Annotated in this window: 19 protein-coding genes; 12 read left to right on the top strand and 7 right to left on the bottom strand. The window is 59.5% G+C overall.

Annotated features, from left to right (window positions below):
• The first annotated feature begins 8 nt into the window (after positions 1-8).
• Positions 9-740 (top strand): proteasome-type protease, encoded by a 732-nt coding sequence (locus AC2FM5_RS07025; protein ID WP_170339269.1) that lies wholly within the window; start codon positions 9-11, stop codon positions 738-740.
• A 51-nt stretch (positions 741-791) separates the two neighbouring features.
• On the opposite strand, the gene AC2FM5_RS07020 is transcribed toward AC2FM5_RS07025, so the two are convergent.
• On the bottom strand, positions 792-1,154 hold the full coding sequence (locus AC2FM5_RS07020; RefSeq protein ID WP_170368241.1) for a MerR family transcriptional regulator: 363 nt from the start codon (positions 1,152-1,154) through the stop codon (positions 792-794).
• Positions 1,155-1,220: 66 nt separating this feature from the next.
• On the opposite strand from AC2FM5_RS07020, the gene AC2FM5_RS07015 reads away from it, so the two are divergent.
• On the top strand, positions 1,221-2,477 hold the full coding sequence (locus AC2FM5_RS07015) for an NADH:flavin oxidoreductase/NADH oxidase family protein (RefSeq protein WP_496734678.1): 1,257 nt from the start codon (positions 1,221-1,223) through the stop codon (positions 2,475-2,477).
• A gap of 181 nt (positions 2,478-2,658) precedes the next feature.
• Here AC2FM5_RS07015 and AC2FM5_RS07010 read toward each other — a convergent pair whose 3' ends face one another.
• From AC2FM5_RS07010 to AC2FM5_RS06995, 4 genes are all read right to left on the bottom strand, one after another.
• On the bottom strand, positions 2,659-3,939 hold the full coding sequence (locus AC2FM5_RS07010; protein WP_170339264.1) for a TRAP transporter large permease: 1,281 nt from the start codon (positions 3,937-3,939) through the stop codon (positions 2,659-2,661).
• Positions 3,940-3,948: 9 nt separating this feature from the next.
• Positions 3,949-4,476 (bottom strand): TRAP transporter small permease, encoded by a 528-nt coding sequence (locus AC2FM5_RS07005; RefSeq protein ID WP_170371364.1) that lies wholly within the window; start codon positions 4,474-4,476, stop codon positions 3,949-3,951.
• A 75-nt stretch (positions 4,477-4,551) separates the two neighbouring features.
• Complete coding sequence (locus AC2FM5_RS07000) at positions 4,552-5,535, bottom strand: TRAP transporter substrate-binding protein (RefSeq protein ID WP_093961689.1); 984 nt, start codon at positions 5,533-5,535, stop codon at positions 4,552-4,554.
• A 51-nt stretch (positions 5,536-5,586) separates the two neighbouring features.
• Positions 5,587-6,372 carry an SDR family NAD(P)-dependent oxidoreductase gene (locus AC2FM5_RS06995; protein ID WP_496734675.1) on the bottom strand — a complete coding sequence of 262 codons (786 nt, stop codon included), beginning with the start codon at positions 6,370-6,372 and terminating at the stop codon, positions 5,587-5,589.
• Between the two features lie 260 nt (positions 6,373-6,632).
• Between AC2FM5_RS06995 and AC2FM5_RS06990 the strand changes: the two genes are divergently transcribed.
• On the top strand, positions 6,633-7,313 hold the full coding sequence (locus tag AC2FM5_RS06990) for a GntR family transcriptional regulator (protein WP_170403944.1): 681 nt from the start codon (positions 6,633-6,635) through the stop codon (positions 7,311-7,313).
• A 35-nt stretch (positions 7,314-7,348) separates the two neighbouring features.
• Positions 7,349-7,660: a cupin domain-containing protein gene (locus tag AC2FM5_RS06985; protein WP_170442250.1), complete on the top strand. Its 312-nt coding sequence runs from the start codon at positions 7,349-7,351 to the stop codon at positions 7,658-7,660.
• Positions 7,661-7,808: 148 nt separating this feature from the next.
• Here AC2FM5_RS06985 and AC2FM5_RS06980 read toward each other — a convergent pair whose 3' ends face one another.
• On the bottom strand, positions 7,809-9,446 hold the full coding sequence (locus tag AC2FM5_RS06980) for a GMC family oxidoreductase (protein ID WP_496734672.1): 1,638 nt from the start codon (positions 9,444-9,446) through the stop codon (positions 7,809-7,811).
• A gap of 10 nt (positions 9,447-9,456) precedes the next feature.
• Positions 9,457-10,557, bottom strand: coding sequence for a LacI family DNA-binding transcriptional regulator (locus AC2FM5_RS06975; RefSeq protein WP_254430269.1), 1,101 nt, complete (start codon positions 10,555-10,557; stop codon positions 9,457-9,459).
• A gap of 211 nt (positions 10,558-10,768) precedes the next feature.
• On the opposite strand from AC2FM5_RS06975, the gene AC2FM5_RS06970 reads away from it, so the two are divergent.
• The 8 genes from AC2FM5_RS06970 to AC2FM5_RS06935 all read left to right on the top strand — a co-directional run bounded on the left by AC2FM5_RS06970 (position 10,769) and on the right by AC2FM5_RS06935 (position 19,688).
• Positions 10,769-12,190, top strand: coding sequence for an aldehyde dehydrogenase family protein (locus AC2FM5_RS06970; protein ID WP_496734669.1), 1,422 nt, complete (start codon positions 10,769-10,771; stop codon positions 12,188-12,190).
• 55 nt (positions 12,191-12,245) lie between these two features.
• Positions 12,246-13,220, top strand: a complete 975-nt coding sequence (locus AC2FM5_RS06965; protein WP_093961695.1) for an ABC transporter substrate-binding protein — start codon at positions 12,246-12,248, stop codon at positions 13,218-13,220.
• Positions 13,221-13,287: 67 nt separating this feature from the next.
• Positions 13,288-14,823, top strand: coding sequence for a sugar ABC transporter ATP-binding protein (locus AC2FM5_RS06960; RefSeq protein WP_496734667.1), 1,536 nt, complete (start codon positions 13,288-13,290; stop codon positions 14,821-14,823).
• Positions 14,808-15,785, top strand: a complete 978-nt coding sequence (locus AC2FM5_RS06955; protein WP_170442258.1) for an ABC transporter permease — start codon at positions 14,808-14,810, stop codon at positions 15,783-15,785. Before AC2FM5_RS06960 ends, AC2FM5_RS06955 begins: the two co-directional genes overlap by 16 nt.
• Before the next feature lie 3 nt (positions 15,786-15,788).
• Positions 15,789-16,787 carry an ABC transporter permease gene (locus tag AC2FM5_RS06950; RefSeq protein ID WP_170357453.1) on the top strand — a complete coding sequence of 333 codons (999 nt, stop codon included), beginning with the start codon at positions 15,789-15,791 and terminating at the stop codon, positions 16,785-16,787.
• Positions 16,784-17,884 carry a mandelate racemase/muconate lactonizing enzyme family protein gene (locus tag AC2FM5_RS06945; protein WP_170441766.1) on the top strand — a complete coding sequence of 367 codons (1,101 nt, stop codon included), beginning with the start codon at positions 16,784-16,786 and terminating at the stop codon, positions 17,882-17,884. Before AC2FM5_RS06950 ends, AC2FM5_RS06945 begins: the two co-directional genes overlap by 4 nt.
• The gene (locus AC2FM5_RS06940; protein WP_170442265.1) at positions 17,881-18,921 is read left to right on the top strand and encodes a zinc-dependent alcohol dehydrogenase; all 1,041 of its coding nucleotides are present in this window, start codon (positions 17,881-17,883) and stop codon (positions 18,919-18,921) included. Before AC2FM5_RS06945 ends, AC2FM5_RS06940 begins: the two co-directional genes overlap by 4 nt.
• The gene (locus AC2FM5_RS06935; RefSeq protein WP_093961700.1) at positions 18,918-19,688 is read left to right on the top strand and encodes an SDR family oxidoreductase; all 771 of its coding nucleotides are present in this window, start codon (positions 18,918-18,920) and stop codon (positions 19,686-19,688) included. The genes AC2FM5_RS06940 and AC2FM5_RS06935 overlap by 4 nt, the downstream gene beginning before the upstream one ends.
• The last annotated feature ends 24 nt before the right edge of the window (positions 19,689-19,712 follow it).

The following is a 19,712-nucleotide window of genomic DNA, read 5'->3' as shown; positions in this document are numbered from 1 at the left end:
AGAACCTGATGACCTATGCTGTGGGCATGCGGCTGAACCGCGGATTGGTTTTCATGTCTGACACGCGCACGAATGCAGGCGTCGACAACGTGTCCACCTTCAACAAGATGTTCAATTGGACCGTCGAAGGCGACCGTTCGATCACCTTGTTGACGGCTGGCAACTTGGCGACCACCCAAGCCACCATAAGCCTGCTGGAAGAACGCACAAAAGCCCCGGAAGACCGGTCGCCGTCGATCCTTGAGGCGCCGACGATGTTTCAGGTCGCCCAATTGGTTGCGGCAACGCTGAACGACGTCATTGAGGGGCATTCCCGAGCGGGCCAACAGGCAGACAGCGCCTTTCACGCCACCCTGATCCTGGGGGGGCAGATCAAAGGCGGCCCGTCGCGCCTGTTTCTGATCTATCCCGAGGGCAATTTCATCGAGGCCGGTGAGGATACCCCGTTCTTTCAGATCGGTGAGACGAAGTACGGCCGCCCCATACTGGTACGTGCGTTTGATCCGGACATGAGCTTTTCCGAAACGGTAAAGCTGTTGCTGGTCAGTTTCGATTCAACGATCAAGGCCAATTTGTCCGTCGGTGCACCGCTTGATCTGCTGCTTTATGAGGAAGACAGCCTTACGGCCGGCACGCGTTCAAGGTTCGAGCCTGACGATCAGTACTTTCGGACCATATCCGAAGGGTGGGGCGATGCGCTGAAGGTCGCCCTGTCAAAGCTTCCGGCATACGAAGCCTGAGGAGCGAAGTCTTGTGCTCCCGCAGGGCGCAGGTTTCAGGCTGCCAGACCCTCAGCAGCCATTTGACTCAGGGTCACTCAGATAGGCGATCATCTGGTCCAGGTCGCGGCGAATCCCGTGCAGGTCTTTGATCTTTTGATCCACATCGGCCAACTTGCTTTTTAGGTTCGCGATCACCTCGGGCCGCGGGATAGTGTTTTCCGGGTCTTCCGGAAGGAAGCGCTTGATTTCCGACAGAGAAAAGCCAAGCGACTTGCTCATTGCGATGGTTTTGATACGAGAAATCATTGCGTCGGGATAGTCGCGATAACCGTTCTCCAGACGCTCGGGCGGTGGGATCAGGCCGTGTTTTTCGTAGAACCGAATGCTTGACGCTGACACGCCCGTGGCTTCTGCCAATTTTCCGATCTTCATGCCCTTGACCTTCAACCATTGTCGAAGGTTTATATCACCTGGGATCGAGAAGAAAAGGATCCCAAGATGACTGTTTCACCGCTGTTCGAACCGCTCACATTGCCAAATGGCGCGGTTCTCAGAAACCGTCTGGCAAAAGCTGCAATGGAAGAAAGTCTGGCGGCTTTCGGGCAGGTGCCAGACGAGAAAATTCACCGGCTTTTCCGCCGCTGGGCCGCGGGCGGCGCGGGCCTGTTGATCACTGGAAATGTAATGGTCTCGGCTGATGCGCTGTCCGGCCCCGCCAGCGTGGTTCTGGAAGACGGAACTGATCTTGCGCCTTTCCGGGAATGGGCCGAGGCAGGGCAGATGCGCGGCGGAGCAATCTGGATGCAGATCAATCATCCCGGTCGTCAGGTCCTGGCGAGCCTGGGCGAAGAAACGGTGTCGGCCTCCGACGTTCCGGTCGAGATCCCCGGTATGTCCAAAAACTTCAACCCGCCGCGGGCCCTGACCGAGGCCGAAATTCAAGACCTGATTTCCCGTTTTGCTCGAACAGCCGCGTTGGCCGAAGAAGCAGGATTTGACGGCGTTCAGATACATGCCGCCCACGGCTATCTTATCAGCCAGTTTCTATCGCCCTTGACCAATCGCCGCACCGACCATTGGGGCGGCTCTTTGGAGAATAGGGCGCGTTTTCTGTTTGAGGTCGTGCGCGCGATCCGGGCCAGCGTGTCCAAGGGTTTCACCGTTTCGGTGAAGCTGAACTCGGCTGATTTTCAGAAAGGTGGATTTGGGCAGGATGATGCCAAATGGGTGGTCAACCAACTTGGCGGTATGGCTATTGATCTGGTCGAATTGTCCGGCGGTTCCTATGAGAGTCCGGCCATGCAGGGCAGGCAGGAGGATGGCTCCAGCACGGCCCGGCGCGAAGCCTATTTTGTAGACTTCGCGCGGGAGATCGCTGCTGACGCGAAAATGCCGATCATGGTGACCGGCGGCATTCGCTCTCGGGCTGTTGCCGAGGATGCATTGGCCAACAACAGGGGCGGGATTGGCGTCTCGGTTCTGGGAGTGGCTCGCGCGATGGCGTTTGAACCTGATCTTGTCGAAAACTGGCGGAATGGCAAATCAGAGTCGGTCAATATCCCGGAAGTGTCTTGGAAAAACAAAAGGCTGGCGGGGTTCGCCTCGATGGTGCTGGCGTATTTCCAGCTTGAACGACTGGCAAATGGCAAGCCACCGAAAGTACCTCACTCGGCATTTCTCGCGCTGATGCGAAATCAGATGCGGGCGAAGCGATGGACGAAACGATACCGTTCCTGGCGCGATGCCCGGGCATGATGTGGTCAGGGAAGCCTAAAGCAGGGAGCCAACGGCGTTTGTGCGGGTAATCGCCGTGTGGCGGCGCCTTTGACGCTTGGCTTCCGGCACCGACCGCAGGTGTTTCTGCCGTTGCCGCCAGAGTTGGAAATGGGCGCAACCTTACACAGGTTGCGCCCGAATTTTTGCCTGCTCGCCGCTTCTAACCAAGCAACCCTGGCAGGGTCAGCGAGATAGCGGGCACAAAGGTGATCAGCATCAGAGCGACCAGAATTGCCAGGTAAAAGGGCCATATCGTCCGAACCGCCTTTTCCATCGGCAGTTTGCCAACGGCGCAGCCGACAAACAGGCAGGAGCCAACCGGAGGGGTGCACAGTCCCAGGCCCAGATTCACCAGCAAGATCATTCCGAACTGCAGGGGATCAATGCCAAGGCTGTTGGCAACCGGCAGGAAGATCGGCGTGCAGATCAGGATCAGGGCAGCCATGTCCATGATCATGCCCAGAAGCAACAAGACCGCATTGATCATCAGCAGGATAAGGATCGGGTTTTCCGTCAGGCCTGTCAGCAGATCCACCGTTTTGTCCGGCACTCTGTAGAAGGTCAGCATGTAGGCAAAGGCGCCCGCGCAGGCGATCAGGATCATGACCATGGCCGTCGTACGTACGGCCGACGCAACCGCGATGCAGAACTTGTCCCAAGTGATACTCCGGTAGACCACGAGCGTGACGACAAAGGCATAGATTGCGCCGAACGCCCCGGATTCAGTGACCGTGAAGATGCCTGACAGGACACCTCCGACGATGATCACGGCAGTCAGCAGCCCGGGGATCGCGCTGAGAAAGCTGATGACCAGAGCCTTCCAGCCCGGAAAGGTTTCGGCCTGATACCCTCGGCGCACCGCAACAAGATACGCGGCGACGGCTAGGCAGAGGCACATCAACACGCCCGGAACTACGCCCGCAAGGAAAAGCTTCGAGATCGAAATGCCGCCCCCCGCTGCAATGGCGAAGATGATCATGTTGTGGCTGGGAGGGATGATGATCCCTGCGATCGACGACGTGACCGTCACATTGACCGCATAATCCGCGTCGTAGCCTTTCTCTTTCATCACGGGAACAAGAATGGAGCCGAGGGCAGATATATCGGCGATGGCCGATCCCGAAATTCCACCAAACAACATCGACGAAAACACATTCACGATGCCCAAGCCCCCACGAACGGCGCCGACCGCGGCTGACGCGAACCGCACCAGACGCATGGCGATCCCGCCGTGGAACATCAGTTCACCGGCGAAGATGAAAAACGGGATTGCCATCAACGAGAAAACGTTGATGCCCGAGATGATCCGCTGGAACCCGATCATCAGCGGCAAACCTTCGAACCAGAAGGCCGAGATGGCGGCAATGCCCAAGGCGAAGGCCACAGGTGTTCCGATCAGTACACACAGGGCGAAGACGCCAAGCAAAAGAAGAATTCCCATGATCCGCCTCTATTCGATGCTGTCTTTTCGCTCGTCAAAACCGACGCAGAGGCGGATCAGGTGACCAACGGAAAACACAAGGATAAGGCCCCCGCCAATGGTCAGGGGCAATGACCGCAAGCCTTCTGGAACCTGGATCAGGGGGATGAGCGACCCCCATTTGAACATCGTAAGCCGCGCCCCGAACACCAGCATCAGAGCGCCGAATCCGGCCATGATCACATCCGTGCAAACGACCAGAGCCGTCCTGAATCGTCGCGGAACGGCCGAGCGCACGAGGGACACGGACAAATGCGTGTTGTCGTGCACACCGACCGCCGCGCCGATGAACGCGATCGTCATGACCAGCAGCAGGGCGACCTGCTCGACCCACGTTGGCGTTGCGTTCAGGACGTAGCGGCCGAAGACGAGCCAGCCGAATATGACGGTGACCACGACCAGCGCGACACCGGTCACGATCCGGCATGCATCGGCGATGCGGTCGAGGATCCGGACCATAGTGCGCACTGAGGACGGGGGCGGAGATGTATTGCTCATAAGCCTGAAACTCTTGATCAGATGTCCGGCCCCGCATTGGCAGGGCCGGACTGTATCAGATCCGATACGGTTCGATCACTCGGTCGCCTGGATGGTTTCAACCAACGGGCGGAGGTCAGGGTTGGTTGCGAAATAGGCCTCGTAGACCGGGGCCATCGCGGCCTGGAACGGTGCTTTGTCGGCCACTTCGTTCACTACCACACCCGCAGCCTCGACCGCCGCGCGGCTGGCCGCTTCACGCTCGGCCCACAATTGCCGCTGCAACTCGGCGGACTCTTGCGCCGCCTCTCTGACTGCGGCCTGCAGTTCGGGCGACAAGGCGTTGAATTTGTCGGTGTTGACGCACACGCATTCAGGGATGATCAGGTGCTGGGACAGCGAGTAATAGCCGGCAACCTCGAAATGGCCGGTCGACTCGTAGGACGGCCAGTTGTTCTCGGCGCCATCGACGACCCCGGTCTTCAGGGCCTGATAAACCTCGGCGAAGGCCATGGGCGAGGGGTTGCCGCCAAGTTCGGCAATCATGCCGGTGAACAGATCGTTGTTCATGACCCGCACTTTCATGCCCTGGACATCGGCCGGGGTATTGATCGGCTTGGTCCCGTTGTAGAAGGATCGGGCGCCGGCGTCATACCAGGCAAGCGGGGTCAATCCCTTGGCTGCCATACCGGCCGCGATCGCGGCACCGCCCTCGCTGTCCAGAACGCGGAACATGTGGGGGACGTCCTTGAAGATGAAGGGCAGTGAAACGACATTTGCCTCGGCGACAATCGGTCCGATCGGACCCAGGTTGAAATTTCCGACCTCCAGAGCGCCAGCGCGGACCTGTTCGACCGCATCGGGCTGGCTGCCCAATGTGCCGCCGTGGAACATTTGCAGGTTGATTTCACCGCCGGTCTTTTCGGTGACCAGTTCGGCGAATTTGTCCATCGCGACAGTATTCGGGTAGCCGTCTGCGTGGATGTTCCACCCGCGCCAATCCTCGGCCAAAGATGCGCTGCCGGTCATGACGACCATGGCTGCGGCGCCGATCAGTGTTTTTGTAAGTTTGGTGTTCATGCTTTCCTCCCTAGAAGCAGACAGATGTTTTTGGTGATCGGTCGGAGCCGGCTATGAAAAGAGCAGGCCTCCGTTGATGTCGATGTTCGCGCCCGTAATGAAAGCGGCGGCGTCCGAGGCCAGAAACGCGACGAGGTTTGCCACATCCTTGGACGTGCCTTCGCGTTTCAGCGGTGTGGCGCTGGCCACGTTGGTGCGGACTTCGGTCTTGGTGAAGACATTGTGGAAGTCTGTGTCGATCATGCCCGGGCAAACCGAATTGATCCGGATCTCGGGCCCCAGTTCCTTGGCCAGCCCACGTGTCATCGTCATGACCGCCCCCTTCGAGGCCGCATAGGCAACCGCGCCGGGACCACCCCCGTCACGACCCGCCTGACTGGCGAACCCGACGATCGCGCCGCCTTTTTTCATGTGCGGCAACACCGACTGAACGGCGCGGGCAAAAGAAGTGGTGTTCAGGTCCATAACGTAACGCCAATGGTCCATGTCCATCTCAGACAGGGTCTTTCGGGCCACCAACCCTCCGGTCACATGGACAAGAATGTCGATCCGGGGCCCGAAGGCGGCAATCGTTTCTGAGACCAGCCTGTCCACATCCGCGCCTGACGTCATGTCGCCCTGTACGGCAATCGCCTGACCGCCGGCAGCCGTAATCTCCTGGACCGCAGACTCTGCACCCGTGGATGAGCTGTGATAGTTGATTGCGACCGATGCTCCGGCCTCGGCCAGTTTCAGAACGCAGGCACGGCCGATGTCCCGTCCGCCGCCGGTCACGATCGCAACCTTCCCTGCAAGGTCCCGGTTCAGGCCAATCTGTTCAGCGTTCAATTCGGTCATTCTCTTGTCCCTTTGGATCCCCGGTCAGCCTGCCGGCGCGCCCGTTCCGATATTTGAGTTCGAACGGGCATGAAGCAGTGTTGCGTATTTTAGTCGACTAGGATACTAGTATTGTCAACAACTTTGTTTGAGGGTCACAAAGGGCATCGCACGGCGCGTGCCAAAATAATTGGCTGGAGTTACATTGAGGAGTATCGAGGGAGGGGCCTCGAGCCACGGAAAACCACCCGAGTTGGTCATGCGCAGAAAAAAGGCAAGAAATGCAAAGTATTACGGACAAGATCGAGCGGCGCACAACCACTGACATCGTTTATGAGAGCCTGTACGAGGCGATCGTTTCGCTTGAAATTCTGCCGGGGACGAAACTGTCCGAAGCAGACATCGCAAAGAAGTTTGAGGTGTCCAGGCAGCCGGTCCGCGATGCTTTCAACAGGCTCGAGGCGCAGGATTTGCTGCTGATCCGTCCTCAGAAAGCCACTCGGGTCCGCAGCTTTTCAATGGAACGGATCGGTCATGCACGCTTTGTTCGCCTGGCCGTCGAGTTGGAGGTGGTGCGCGCTGCGTGCCAGGTTTGGAAGCCCCAATACTCGAAGCTGCTGGAGGACAACCTCAAGCGGCAGAAAGACGTGGTTTCAAGGAACGAGGCCGAAGAGTTTCATCAACTCGACTATGACTTTCATCGGTTGATATGCGAGCTGAGCGGCAACCCGCTGGCCTTTGACACGATTCAGGAATGCAAAAGAAAGATCGACCGCCTGTGCGTTCTGAGCCTTGGGCGCGAGAGCGAGGCCGAGACTCTGGTTCGGGATCATGTGGCGCTGGCCAAGGCGCTTGCAGACCGCGACGAGACGAAAGCGAGCGAAACCATTCGCCGTCATCTGGGCCGTATCGACAAGACCATCGAAGAGGTTCACGCGAAACATGCCGAGTATTTCGAGTGAAATGAACGCCGCCACCTGACCGAGGACACTGTATCATGACCAATAACTATCCGATTGTGTCGCCCGCCCGGGGCGTCACGCGCCAGGTATTGGCAGATCACGAAGACCTCATGATGGTGTCCTTCCGCTTTGAGAAAGGTGCCGAAGGCGCGTTGCACGACCACCCGCATGTGCAGTCGACATTTGTGCGGTCCGGGCGGTTCAATTTCGTTATCGGAGATCAGGAGCGAGAGCTGGGGCCCGGTGACAGCCTGATCATTCCGTCCGGCGTTAGCCATGGTTGTGTTTGCCTGGCGGCCGGAGAGTTGATCGACTGTTTCACGCCCAGGCGGGACGACTTTCTGTAAGGCGCATTCCGCGAACGCGCTTGCCGTGGCCCGCGATTACTTTGACCCCATGAGGCCGGGTAACCTGTTTTGTGGCAAAACGGGCCGGGCAGGGGGCATGTCATCGCGCCGGATATCGGATCAACAGGCAGCGGCCCCGCAGCTTGGGCTAGGAATTGCGGTCCTCACGTGCTGATCCAATGCCAAGGATCAGGTCGGCGCATCGTTCGCCCAGCATCATCGCAGGTGCGTTTGTGTTGCCGGCGTTGATGTCCGGCACGGCGGACATGTCGCACACCCGCAAGCTCTCGACCCCGCGCACGCGCATTCTGGGGTCCAGCACGGCCATTCCATCACCGTCACGGCCCATTCTGGCAGTGCCCGCCGGGTGATAGTTGGTTTTCACGAACCGTTTGCAATGTGCTCGCAGCGTCTGGTCGTCGTCCGCTGTCGGAATGACGATTTCGCGGATCCTTTGTGCAAGTGGGCCCGAGGTGAATGCTCGACGAAAAAAACGCTGCCCCCGAATCATCTCCTGCATGTCGTCTTCATGCTTAAGAAGGTTGGGCGAAACCACTGGCATGGCGTCGGGGTCTGCCGAGCGAAGCCGAACCTCTCCGCGTGATTTCGGTTTGACCACGACAGTCGTGACGGTCAGGCCAAAGTCATCTTGCACCTCGTCAAGCGCGTCGCGATCCAGATAGACGATGGGAACGCAAAATGCCTGAATGGTCGGTTCTCCATCAGGGTTCGACGGATTGACGAACGCGCCGGCTTCTACCCCGGCCGAAGTCACCGGGCCGCTGCCGAACAGCTTGAACTGGATGCCGTTGCGCAGCATCCGCCAGCCCTCACCTTGTTTGAAATATCCGTAGGGGCCGTTGGCAAAGGCGGTGATCGGAACTTCGGGGTGGTCGATCAGGTTTTGGCCGACCCCGGGCAATGGGCAGACCACGGGAATATCGTGTTCGGCAAGATGTGCATCCGGTCCGATACCCGACAGCATTAGAATTTTCGGAGTGATCAGGGCGCCAGCCGCAAGCACAACCTCACCATCACATCGGACGGTGTGGGACCCGCGTTTGTCTCGATACTGCACGCCGACGGCCCGGTCGTTTTTGATGATGACTTTGCTGACCTTTGCGCCCAACCGGACGGTCAAATTCGGGTTCGCCTCAAGTGGAGCGAGGAAAGCGTAGGCTGACGAGCTGCGCTTTCCGGCGCGATTGGTGAACTGATAGAACCCGACGCCGCGCTGCGTTGCGCCGTTGAAGTCCGTGTTGAATGGTTCGCCAAGGGCCTGCACCGACTGAACGAACCAACGGGACATGTCGTCGATATGCCCCGGATCCGAGACCTGCACCGGACCGTCGCTGCCATGCAGGTCGTTGTGCAGCCTGTTGTTGCCTTCCATCCTGCGGAAATAAGGCAGCACATCATCCCATCCCCAGCCGACCCCGTCGTTGGTCTGTCTCAGCAGGTCGTTCCATGCGTCATAGTCGGAAGGCCGACCGCGCATATAGACCTGCGCATTCACCGACGACCCGCCGCCCAGCACGTTGGCCTGCGGAATGTCATGCACGCGGCCGTCCAGGTGGTCCTGCGGTTCGGTCTGGTGGTAGGTCATGAACTTGGACCCGTTGATCATCTTGAAGATACCCGGCGGCATGTCCAGCAGTGGATGGCGATGCGAATGCCCCGCCTCCAGCACCAGAACCCTGCACTTGCCTTTGTTGACCAGCCGCGCTGCTGCCGCGGCGCCGGCCGAGCCGCCGCCGATGACGATGTGATCGAAGGTTTCCGTCATGATTTCGCCTTCAGGTCCGGCGTTTGGGCTCGCTGATCGAGTCGCGCTCGACCAGTTCGCATTCCAGCTTCACGAGTGGATGCCGCTGACCGTCCGTCGGTCCATGGAACAGCTGTTCGACGACCCAGCGTCCCATCGCCCGGGTGGGAAGGATCATCGACGTCAGGGGCGGCGACAGGTGCCGCGCGGTTTCGTCATCGTCAAATCCGATGACTGAAATGTCCTCGGGGATGGACAGGCCAAGTTCCTTGAGAGCCTCATAGCAGCCGATGGCCATGCGGTCATTCTGGCAGAAAATGGCGGTTGGCGGAGAGGGCAGGTCCATCAATTCGCGCGTGGCGGCGTAGCCTGCGCTGGGCAGCCAGTTGCCCTCGATGACCAAATCCTCGTCAAATGGGATGTCGGCGGAAGCCAGGGCGTTTCTGTACCCGGTCGTACGCCCGGCGGCGCATTCCATGAACGGCTCGCCGGTGATGGTGGCAATTCGTTTGTGCCCGGCCTTGATCAGGGCGTTGGTCGCCGTATGTCCGGCAGCGACTTCGCCGGGGATCACCGCAGGAAAAGAGAGGTCGTCGCAAAAGCAGTTCAACAGCAGAACCGGAGTGGCCGTCTGCCTGAGGATCTCCGGCACGACCACCCGCCGCGTAAAAACGGTCGCGTAGATGATGCCTGCAACCTGTTGGTCGAGGAAATACCTCAGCGTTCTGGGCTCGACCTCGGAGTCGTTTTGGGTTTCGGCCAGCAACACAAGGTTTCCGGTGTCCCGAACGGCCTGTTTCACCCCGTTGAACGCGTTCACCATCTCGGGGCTCGACGCCAGATCATCCACGACGAAAGCTATGGTTCCGTCCAGCGCCGCGGGCCGGCGCGCGCTGTCCTGGGGTTTCCTGAGTTGAGAGGGCATGGCGTATCCAAGCGTGTTGGCGGCATCCAGGACCCGTTGCTTGGTATCCTCGGAGATCTTGACGGAATCATTCTTGTTGAGAACCAGCGATACTGTCGTCTGCGAACACCCGGCGACGCGCGCAATGTCGTGCATCGTCACGCGCTGCCGGCCCGCGACTCGTCCTACACCCCTGTGCTGCCCGGCTTTGTTCGCTTGATCGTTCATCGCTCAACCTTTTTGTTCGCATCCTTTTTATCGACTATGCGGAGGGCGCGCAACTAATATTAGTAGGCGATAATTAATATTAGTGTTGACGAAATAATAATATTAGTGTTTTGATCGGCGGTGCGGTCGCCAGTGTGGTCTGGCCGAGCAAGTGCGGGAGGCGAAATTGCGGTCTGTAGTGGGGGAGTTGGGTCAAGTCGTTCGCCATTCGATGTTCATCGATGGCCGCTTTGCCGACTTTGACGCGGACGCGGTCGATGTCGAAAACCCTGCAAATGAAGAGATCGTAGCGCAGGTTCCAGATGGTGGTGCCATGCATGCCGATGCAGCGGTCGAGGCGGCCCGCCGGGCTTTTGGCGCGTGGTCTGCGCGCCCGGCGATCGAGCGGGCGCAAATGGTCCGAAAGCTCGCCGAGGCCATCCGGGTCGACGCCGCGCGTCTGGCTGCTTTGATCACAGCCGAGCAGGGCAAGCCGATCTCGCAGGCCCGAGGTGAAGTGGATGCCGCCGCTACCTTTCTTTGCCATGCAGCTGAAGAGGCCCGGCGGATTTCGGGTGACATAGTGGCCTCGGACAACAGGTCCGAAGAAATCCAGATTCGGCGCCATCCCTATGGGGTTGTCGTTGCGCTGACGGCCTGGAACTATCCCTTGGCATTGGCGGCCAGGAAAATCGGGCCAGCGCTGGTCGCGGGCAACACCGTTGTTTTGTTGGGACATGAAATCACGCCGCTTTCCGGTCTTGCGGTTGCCGAGCTTGCGGACAAGGTCGGGTTTCCGCCCGGTGTTCTGAATGTTCTGACGGGGAGAGGGCCGGTGGTTGGGCAGCGGTTGGTCGAACACCCCGATACGTCGCTGATCACGATGACCGGCAGCACGCGCGCCGGGAAAGAGATTTTTCGCACAGCGGCCGACCGGATCAAGGTTGTCCGGCTCGAGCTTGGGGGCAAGGCTCCGTTCATCGTGATGGAGGATGCGGATGTTGACGCCGCCGTTTCGGCCGCCATTGCCGCCCGGTTTGCCAATTGCGGCCAGATCTGCACCTGCAACGAGCGTATGTATCTCCATCGCGACATTGCCGACCAGTTCTTGGAAAAATTCGTGTCGGCAGCCCGCGCATTGTCGATCGGGGATCCGATGGAGGACTGCGACCTAGGGCCCAAAGTCAGCAAGGTCGAAGTGACCAAGGTCGCCGAAATCATCCAACGCAGCATCGCAGAGGGTGCCACGGTGCATCTCCAAGGTGGGCCTTTGACGGACGGCGCGCACGGCAAAGGGCACTGGATGTCCCCGACCGTTCTCGAGGTCTACGACAACGGCAATGCCGCGATGCAGGAGGAGGTCTTTGGCCCCGTGGCGACAGCCATGCGAGTCGATGATTTTGATGAGGCGATAGCCTTTGCGAATGACACGTCATTCGGGCTGTCCGCCTATCTCTTTACGGCATCGCACCGCCGATTGATGGAGGCCCCGAGCCGTTTGAAGTTCGGCGAACTGTACCTGAACCGTTCGAATGGCGAGGCCGTGCAGGGGTTTCACACTGGTTGGGGCCTGTCCGGGGTTGGGGGCGAAGACGGCGCCTATGGCTTCGATGGCTATCTGAGGAAACAGACGACTTACATGAATTGGGCATGACCTGAAAACTCGCGGTCAAAACGGAGGCGACCGCACCAATGGAGGAGGAATAACCATGAAACGCAGAACTCTTTTGATCTCGACGGTTGTCGCAGGTGCGCTGTTGGGCACCACGGCGATGGCGCAGGATCTGCCGCCGCTTGAGCAGAAAGATCGCTACAAGGTCGGCTTTGCGCAGATGGAGTCGAACAATCCCTGGCGCATTGCCGAGACGAAGTCGTTCCATGACACGGCAGAGGCCTGCGGCTGGGATCTTATCGCGACGGATGCGGCCGGATCTGCGGCCAAGCAGGTTGCGGATGTGGACAGCATGATCGCGCAAGGCATCGACGTCCTGTTCCTGCCCCCGCGGGAAGAAAAGCCGCTGATCCCGGCCGTTATGAAGGCTCGTGCCGCCGGCATTCCGACCTTTCTGGTGGACCGTTCGGTTGATCCAGCCGTCGCCAAGCCGGGCGAACATTTCGTGGCATTTCTTGGATCGGACTTCATTGATCAGGGCAACCGGGCCGCGCAATGGCTGATGGAGAATTTCGAGGGCGACAAAGGCATCATCGTCCAGTTGGAAGGCACGACAGGGTCCTCGCCTGCAAATGACCGCAAAAAGGGCTTCGACGACGCGATCGCAGCGGATGACCGTTTTGAGATCGTGGCCTCTCAGACCGGGGACTTTGCGCGCGACCTGGGTCGTCAGGTGATGGAAACCCTGCTGCAGGCGCATCCCGACGTGAACGTGGTCTACGCCCACAATGACGAGATGGCGATCGGCGCGATCCAGGCTCTGGAACTGGCGGGCCGCAAGCCCGGCGAGGACGTGACCATCGTTTCGATCGACGGGACACGCGATGCGCTACAAGCCATCATCGACGGCAAGATGGGCGTCACGGTCGAAAGCTCGCCTTTCTTCGGCCCACTGGCCTGTGAAGTCATGAAGAAATACGCGGCTGGCGAGACGATCCCGGAATGGGTGAAAGTCGAAGATCGCATCTTTACCAAGGACAACGCGGCCGATCACATCGACGAAGCCTATTGATTCTCCCTGGTGGGTGGTGCTGGCCTGTGGTCGGCGCCGCCTGCAAGCAAAAGGAGGAAGACATCTCATGAATGCGCTCGTCTCGATGTCGGGAATTGAAAAGTCCTTTGCCGGCGTACCGGCACTCAGCCAGGCCAGCCTGGAGATCGCACCGGGCGAGGTTCATGCGCTGATCGGTCAGAACGGTGCCGGCAAATCGACGATGATCAAGGTCCTGACCGGAGTTTACGACCGGGATGCCGGCGACGTGCATCTGGCGGGTGTGCCGGGCCACATCTCCACTCCGCGCGAAGCGCAGGAATCCGGAATTGCCACGATCTATCAAGAGCTCAACCTGGTGCCGCTGCGGTCAGTGACCGAGAACATTATCATGGGGTACGAGCCCAAACGTCTTGGCTTTCTGGTCGACTGGCGCGAAGGCAACAGGCGCGCACGCGAGGTTCTTGCGCGCTTTGGCATAGATATCGACGTGACCGAGCCGCTGGGAAATTTCTCGACAGCCATCCAGCAGTTGGTTGCGATTGCGCGGGCTGTGTCATTGGACGCAAAGCTGGTCATCATGGACGAACCCACCTCGTCGCTGGATGCCAGCGAGGTCGAGGTTCTGTTCGGTGTGGTGCGTGAATTGAAGAAGCAGGGTGTTTCCGTCCTGTATGTCTCGCATTTTCTCGATGAGCTGTTCCAGATCTGCGACCGGGTCACAACGATGCGAGACGGCCGCACAGTCAGCACGCGCAATGTGCAGGACACGACCAAACTGGAAATGATCGCGGACATGCTGGGCCGCAACAAGGACGAGATCGCGGCAGACGGGCTCACGGACTTCGCCGGCGCCAAGGCCAAGAAAGGCGATATTGTTTTGCGGGCCGACTCTGTTTCGACAGGCCCGCGACTGACACATTTCGACCTCACGCTCCACCGCGGGGAGATCGTTGGGCTGGGCGGGCTTCTGGGCTCTGGCCGGACAGAGGCTGCGCGCGCATTGTTCGGTGTGGACAGTGCACGCAGCGGCGCAATCGAGCTGCACGGTGCGGTCGGGCAACCGTCCGGACCAGGTGACGCGATCGCAAATGGGGTCGGCTTTCTAACCGAAGATCGCAAGGCCGAAGGGATCATTCCTGACATGTCCGTGCGCGAGAATATGACACTGGCCCTGCTGCCGAAGCTGGCCAGACGTGGTCAGATCGACTTTGCCCGCGAGCGCGAGATCGTTCAGGCCTTCATCGACGATCTGGGCATCAAGGCGGCGCATATGGACCAACCCATTCGCGAGTTGTCCGGCGGCAACCAGCAGAAGGTTCTGCTTGCCCGTTGGCTGGCGACGCAGCCCGACATCCTGATACTCGACGAGCCGACCCGAGGCGTGGATGTCGGCGCCAAGCGAGAGATCCAATCGTTCATTCGGTCTTATGTCGGAAAGGGGTTCGGCGTTGTCCTCATCAGTTCGGAATTCGAAGAACTGGTGGAAGGCGCTGACCGCATCGTGGTCATGCACGAGGGGCGCTCGGTCAAGGAACTGACCAACCCCGGGATTACCGAGAATATACTGGTGCGCGCGCTTGCGCATCATGAAGAAGGAACTGGTTCATGGACCGCGCAATGAAGTTGCCGCAACGGGTCGCATCGATGCCCTTCCGCTTTCATGGCGGCATCGCCGCGTTGGTCGCCCTGCTGGTGTTCAACGCGTTTTTCACCCCCAATTTCCTGCAGCTGCAGACCCTGTTCGTGAATATCAGTCAGGTTGCCACGATCGCCATCGTGGCCATGGGCATGACGCTGGTCATCGCCACGGGCGGGATCGATCTGTCGGTTGGCGCGGTCATGGCTCTGGCTGGGGCGTTGGCCCCGCTGATCTTTCTGTCGGATCTGGGCGCCGCCAATCCGATGCTTGGCGTCACTTTGGCCATTGTCCTGCCGCTGTTCGTCGCGGGGCTATGCGGGGTATTCAACGGCGTGATGGTTGCTGTGTTGAACGTGCAGCCCATTGTTGCGACGCTCATTCTTTTCATCTCGGGTCGCGGAATTGCTCAGGTTTTGACGAACGGGAACCTGCAGACATTTTCCAACCCTTCATTCAGTTATCTTGGAACCGGCAAGGTGCTTGGCTTGCCGTTCCAGGGGTGGCTGGCGCTGGCGATTGCCTGTGTGCTGTTTTGGGTGATCACCAGAACCACTTGGGGCCGCTACCTGCTGGCGATCGGCGGCAATGAACGTGCGGCCTATCTGGCGGGTGGTCCCGTCCGGCGGGTCAAGATCGGGGCCTATGTCATCTGCGCGGTGCTTGCAGGCCTGGCCGGTCTGATCGTGGTTGCGATCAACTCGGCCTCGGACGCCGCGCGCAACGGCAATCTGATGGAGCTTGATGCCATCGCGGCCGCTGTCGTTGGCGGGGCTCTTTTGCAAGGCGGGCGGGCGCCGATCTTTGGCGCCATTCTGGGTGCCGTGATCATCCAGCTGGTCAAATATACATTGTTGGCCAACGGGGTAGAGGACGAAGTTGCACTGATCGCCAAAGCCGTCATCATAATCCTGGCCGTTTGGGTCCAGCAGTTCCGGAGGGCTTGATCGATGTTGGATGAAACGGCTTTTGACCTGCGAAAGTACCTTCGGCGCAATTCGGCCTCGGTGACGGTGTGGATCGCACTGCTGGCTTTGATTCTGTTCGGGCTGATGCGCTATGACAACTTTGGCAGCGCCTACAACTTCTCGTCTTTCCTGAACTACAACGCGATGTTCATCGCGATTGCGCTGGGCATGTGCTTCGTGATCATGACCGGCGGGATTGATCTGTCGGTTGGATCCGTGGCGGCCTTTACGTCGGTCGTTGCGGCTTATCTCAGCCCATACGGGATTCAGGTTGCCCTGCCGGGGGCCGTGCTTGCCGGGATTGGTTTCGGAGCGATCAACGCCTTTTGCATCATCGTCCTTCGCATCCCGCCTTTCATCGCCACGCTGGCCACCATGCTGGCCGCAAAAGGCGGCGCATTGGTGATTTCGGGCGCCCAGACAATTTCGGTCGATTGGGGGTCGAACTTCACCAAGCTTGGCATGGGGCAGGCGTTCGGCCTGTTTCCATGGGCAATCGTCATCGTGGCCGGACTGACGCTGGCACTTTGGCTGGTGCTGGAAAGAACAACCATCGGGCGGACCGTCTTGGCGATCGGTGGCAGCGAGGATGCCTCGAACCTCATGGGTCTGAAGGTGAACCGCGCCAAGGCTTTCGTCTACCTGCTTTCGGGTGGCTGTGCCGGGCTGGCTGGCGTCTTTCTGGCCTCGGGTTTTGGAGCAGGACAACCCCTTGAGGGCATCGGATGGGAATTGTCGGCCATCGCGTCCGTCGTTGTGGGCGGCACCTTGTTGACAGGTGGGATGGGGTCGATCCCTGCAACCGTGGCCGGAGCGCTTTTGCTGGGTCTGGTGTTCAACGTTCTGAACTTTGAAAACGGTCAGGGCACCATCAGTTTCAGCGCCTATTGGCAGATGGTTATACGTGGAGGCTTTCTTTTTGCGGTCATCCTTTTACAGTCTCGGGTTATTGCCAGGCAGCAGAAGGTCTTGGGTTCGTGAATCGCATAGAAAGTGTTTCAGCGCGGCTGTTCAACGTCCCGCTCGCCGAAGTCCTGGTCGATGCCAAACACGGGGATCACACGTTCTTTCAATTGATCACCGTCACCATTCAAACGACGGATGGGGTCGAGGGGGTTGGGTATACCTATACGGGCGGCAAGGGCGGTCATGCCATCTTGGCGATGATCCAGCATGATCTGGCACCGTTCCTTGTAGGACAAGACGCGGAACAGATCGAAAGCCTGTACGATGCCATGCAGTGGCACGTGCACTACGTCGCACGAGGTGGGATAGCCTCGTTCGCCATCTCCGCCGTGGATATTGCCCTTTGGGACATTCGTGGCAGAGCGCAGAATGCACCGCTGTGGCAAATGGCAGGCGGAGCATCCAAACGGTGCAAGGCCTATGCCGGCGGGATCGACCTGAATTTCTCGTTGGAGAAACTGCTGCGCCAGACCGAAGGCTACCTTGCGCGTGGGTTCAACGCGGTCAAGATCAAGGTTGGGCAACCGGATCTTGCCGACGATCTTGCACGTGCCCGGGCAGTGCGCGAGATGCTGGGGCCGGATCGGTTCTTCATGGTCGACGCGAATTACTCCATGAGCGTCGAGCAGGCCATCGAGGCCGCCCAGGGGTTCGCCGACTGCGATATCCTGTGGTTCGAGGAGCCGACAATTCCAGACGATTACAAAGGCTATGGCCGAATTGCCGAAGCCACGGGCGTTCCCCTTGCCATGGGTGAAAACCTGCACACGATTCACGAATTCGAGTATGCCTTCGATGACGCCAAGCTGAGTTTCATCCAGCCCGATGCCTCAAACTGTGGCGGCATTACCGGCTGGTTGCGCGTGGCCGCGCTAAGCGCCCAGCACGGCATTCCGGTTTGTAGCCATGGTATGCAGGAGCTGCACGTCAGCCTTGTTTCGGCGCAACCCAATTCGGGTTGGCTGGAAGTACACTCATTCCCGATAGACCAGTACACGACCCGTCCGCTTGTCGTGGAAGACTACCTGGCCGTGGCCCCGGATACGCCGGGGACCGGAGTGGAATTCGACTGGGACAAACTGAATGCGGAACACAGGGAGATGCATACATGACGACCCAGACGATCTCTGCGGCGTACTACAGGGGCAACAAGAGCTTTGCCGTAGAACAGGCCCAGGCGACGGCTCCGGGCGCTGGCGAGGCCGCCATTCGCGTAGCGTATTGCGGGATATGCGGGACGGATATGCACGTCTACCACGGCAACATGGATGCCCGTGTCGGCCTGAACCGGGTAATCGGGCACGAGATGTCCGGTGTCGTCGAAGCGGTGGGCGAGGGCGTCGATACGGTAAAGCCCGGCCAAAAGGTCGTGGTCCGACCGCTGGATCACTGCGGCGAATGCCCGGCTTGCAAACGGGGGCATCAGCATATCTGCCAGAACCTCAAGTTTCTCGGCCTCGATACCGATGGTGCCATGCAAGAGATCTGGACCGTTCCGGCCCACACCTTGCACGTTCTACCGGATGACTTGCGCATGGATCACGCGGCGCTGATCGAGCCGGTCGCCGTTGCTTGCCACGATGTGCGGCTGTCTGGACTGCAGCCTGGCGAGGACGTCGTCGTCATCGGCGGTGGCCCGATCGGCATCCTGGTTGCCATGGTTGCGCGGGACGCGGGCGGAAACGTCGTGATTTCCGAAGTGAATCCGAACCGTCTGGCGATCGCAGAAAAACTTGGCTTTGATACGATCAACCCAACCGAGACCGATCTGGTGTCCACAATCAACGCGCGCACGGGCGACAAAGGGGCGGATGTGGTTTTCGAGGTATCGGGAACGCAGCCCGGTGTTGATGCGATGACCGCCGTTGCCGCGACGCGGGCCCGGATCGTGATGGTCGCGATCCATGCTCAAAAGCCCCATATCGACCTGTTCCAATTCTTCTGGCGAGAGCTGCAACTGATCGGTGCTCGGGTCTATGAGCCGGAGGACTACGATAAGGCGATCGCAGTTGTCGCCTCGGGCGGAGTGGACGCGGATGTCGTGATCACTGACGTCAGCCCTCTGGCAGACATTCAGGCCGCGTTCGAAGCACTGGATCGCAGCCCAACCGCAATGAAAAGCCTGATCGAAGTAGGACCGCGTTCATGAGTGTTTTGCAAAGTTTCGACCTGACGGGAAAAACGGCACTTGTGACCGGGTGCAAACGCGGGATCGGGCGCGGCATGGCCGAGGCATTGGCATCGGCCGGAGCCGATATCATCGGAGTGTCGGCCTCGCTCGAACTGTCCGGGTCAGAGGTCGAAAAAGCCGTCACGGCGATGGGGCGCAGTTTCCGGGCTTACCAATGCGACTTCTCGGACCGCTCCGCGCTGCACGGGTTCATTGATCAGTTGAGGGCCGACGGACAAACCCCTGATATCCTTGTCAACAATGCCGGCACGATCAAACGCAAGCCAGCCGCCGAACACCCGGACGACTGGTGGGACGAAGTGATTGAGGTCAACCTGTCCTCGCAGTTCGTTCTGTCCCGCGAGATCGGCAAGGACATGCTGGCGCGCGGCTCGGGCAAGATCATCTTCACCGCATCGCTGCTGACGTTTCAGGGCGGCATCACCGTTCCCGGATATGCGGCCTCGAAAGGTGGTATCGGACAGCTGACGAAGGCCCTGGCCAATGAGTGGGCCGGGCAGGGTGTGAACGTGAATGCAATCGCCCCCGGCTACATCGCGACCGACAACACCCAAGCCCTGCAGGACGATCCGGTTCGGTCGAAGTCGATCCTGGAACGAACACCCCAGGGCCGTTGGGGTACGCCAGGTGATTTTGCTGGACCTGTAGTCTTTCTGGCTTCTGCAGCGTCGGACTACGTCAACGGTGAAATCCTTGTTGTCGACGGGGGCTGGATGGGGCGGTAGCACCGTCAACGCTCCATGTGACCC

The organism is Ruegeria sp. BHSA162, assembly GCF_059613385.1.
Note: the sequence above shows the minus strand (reverse complement) of the source record. Positions and strands in the feature narration are given on the sequence as shown.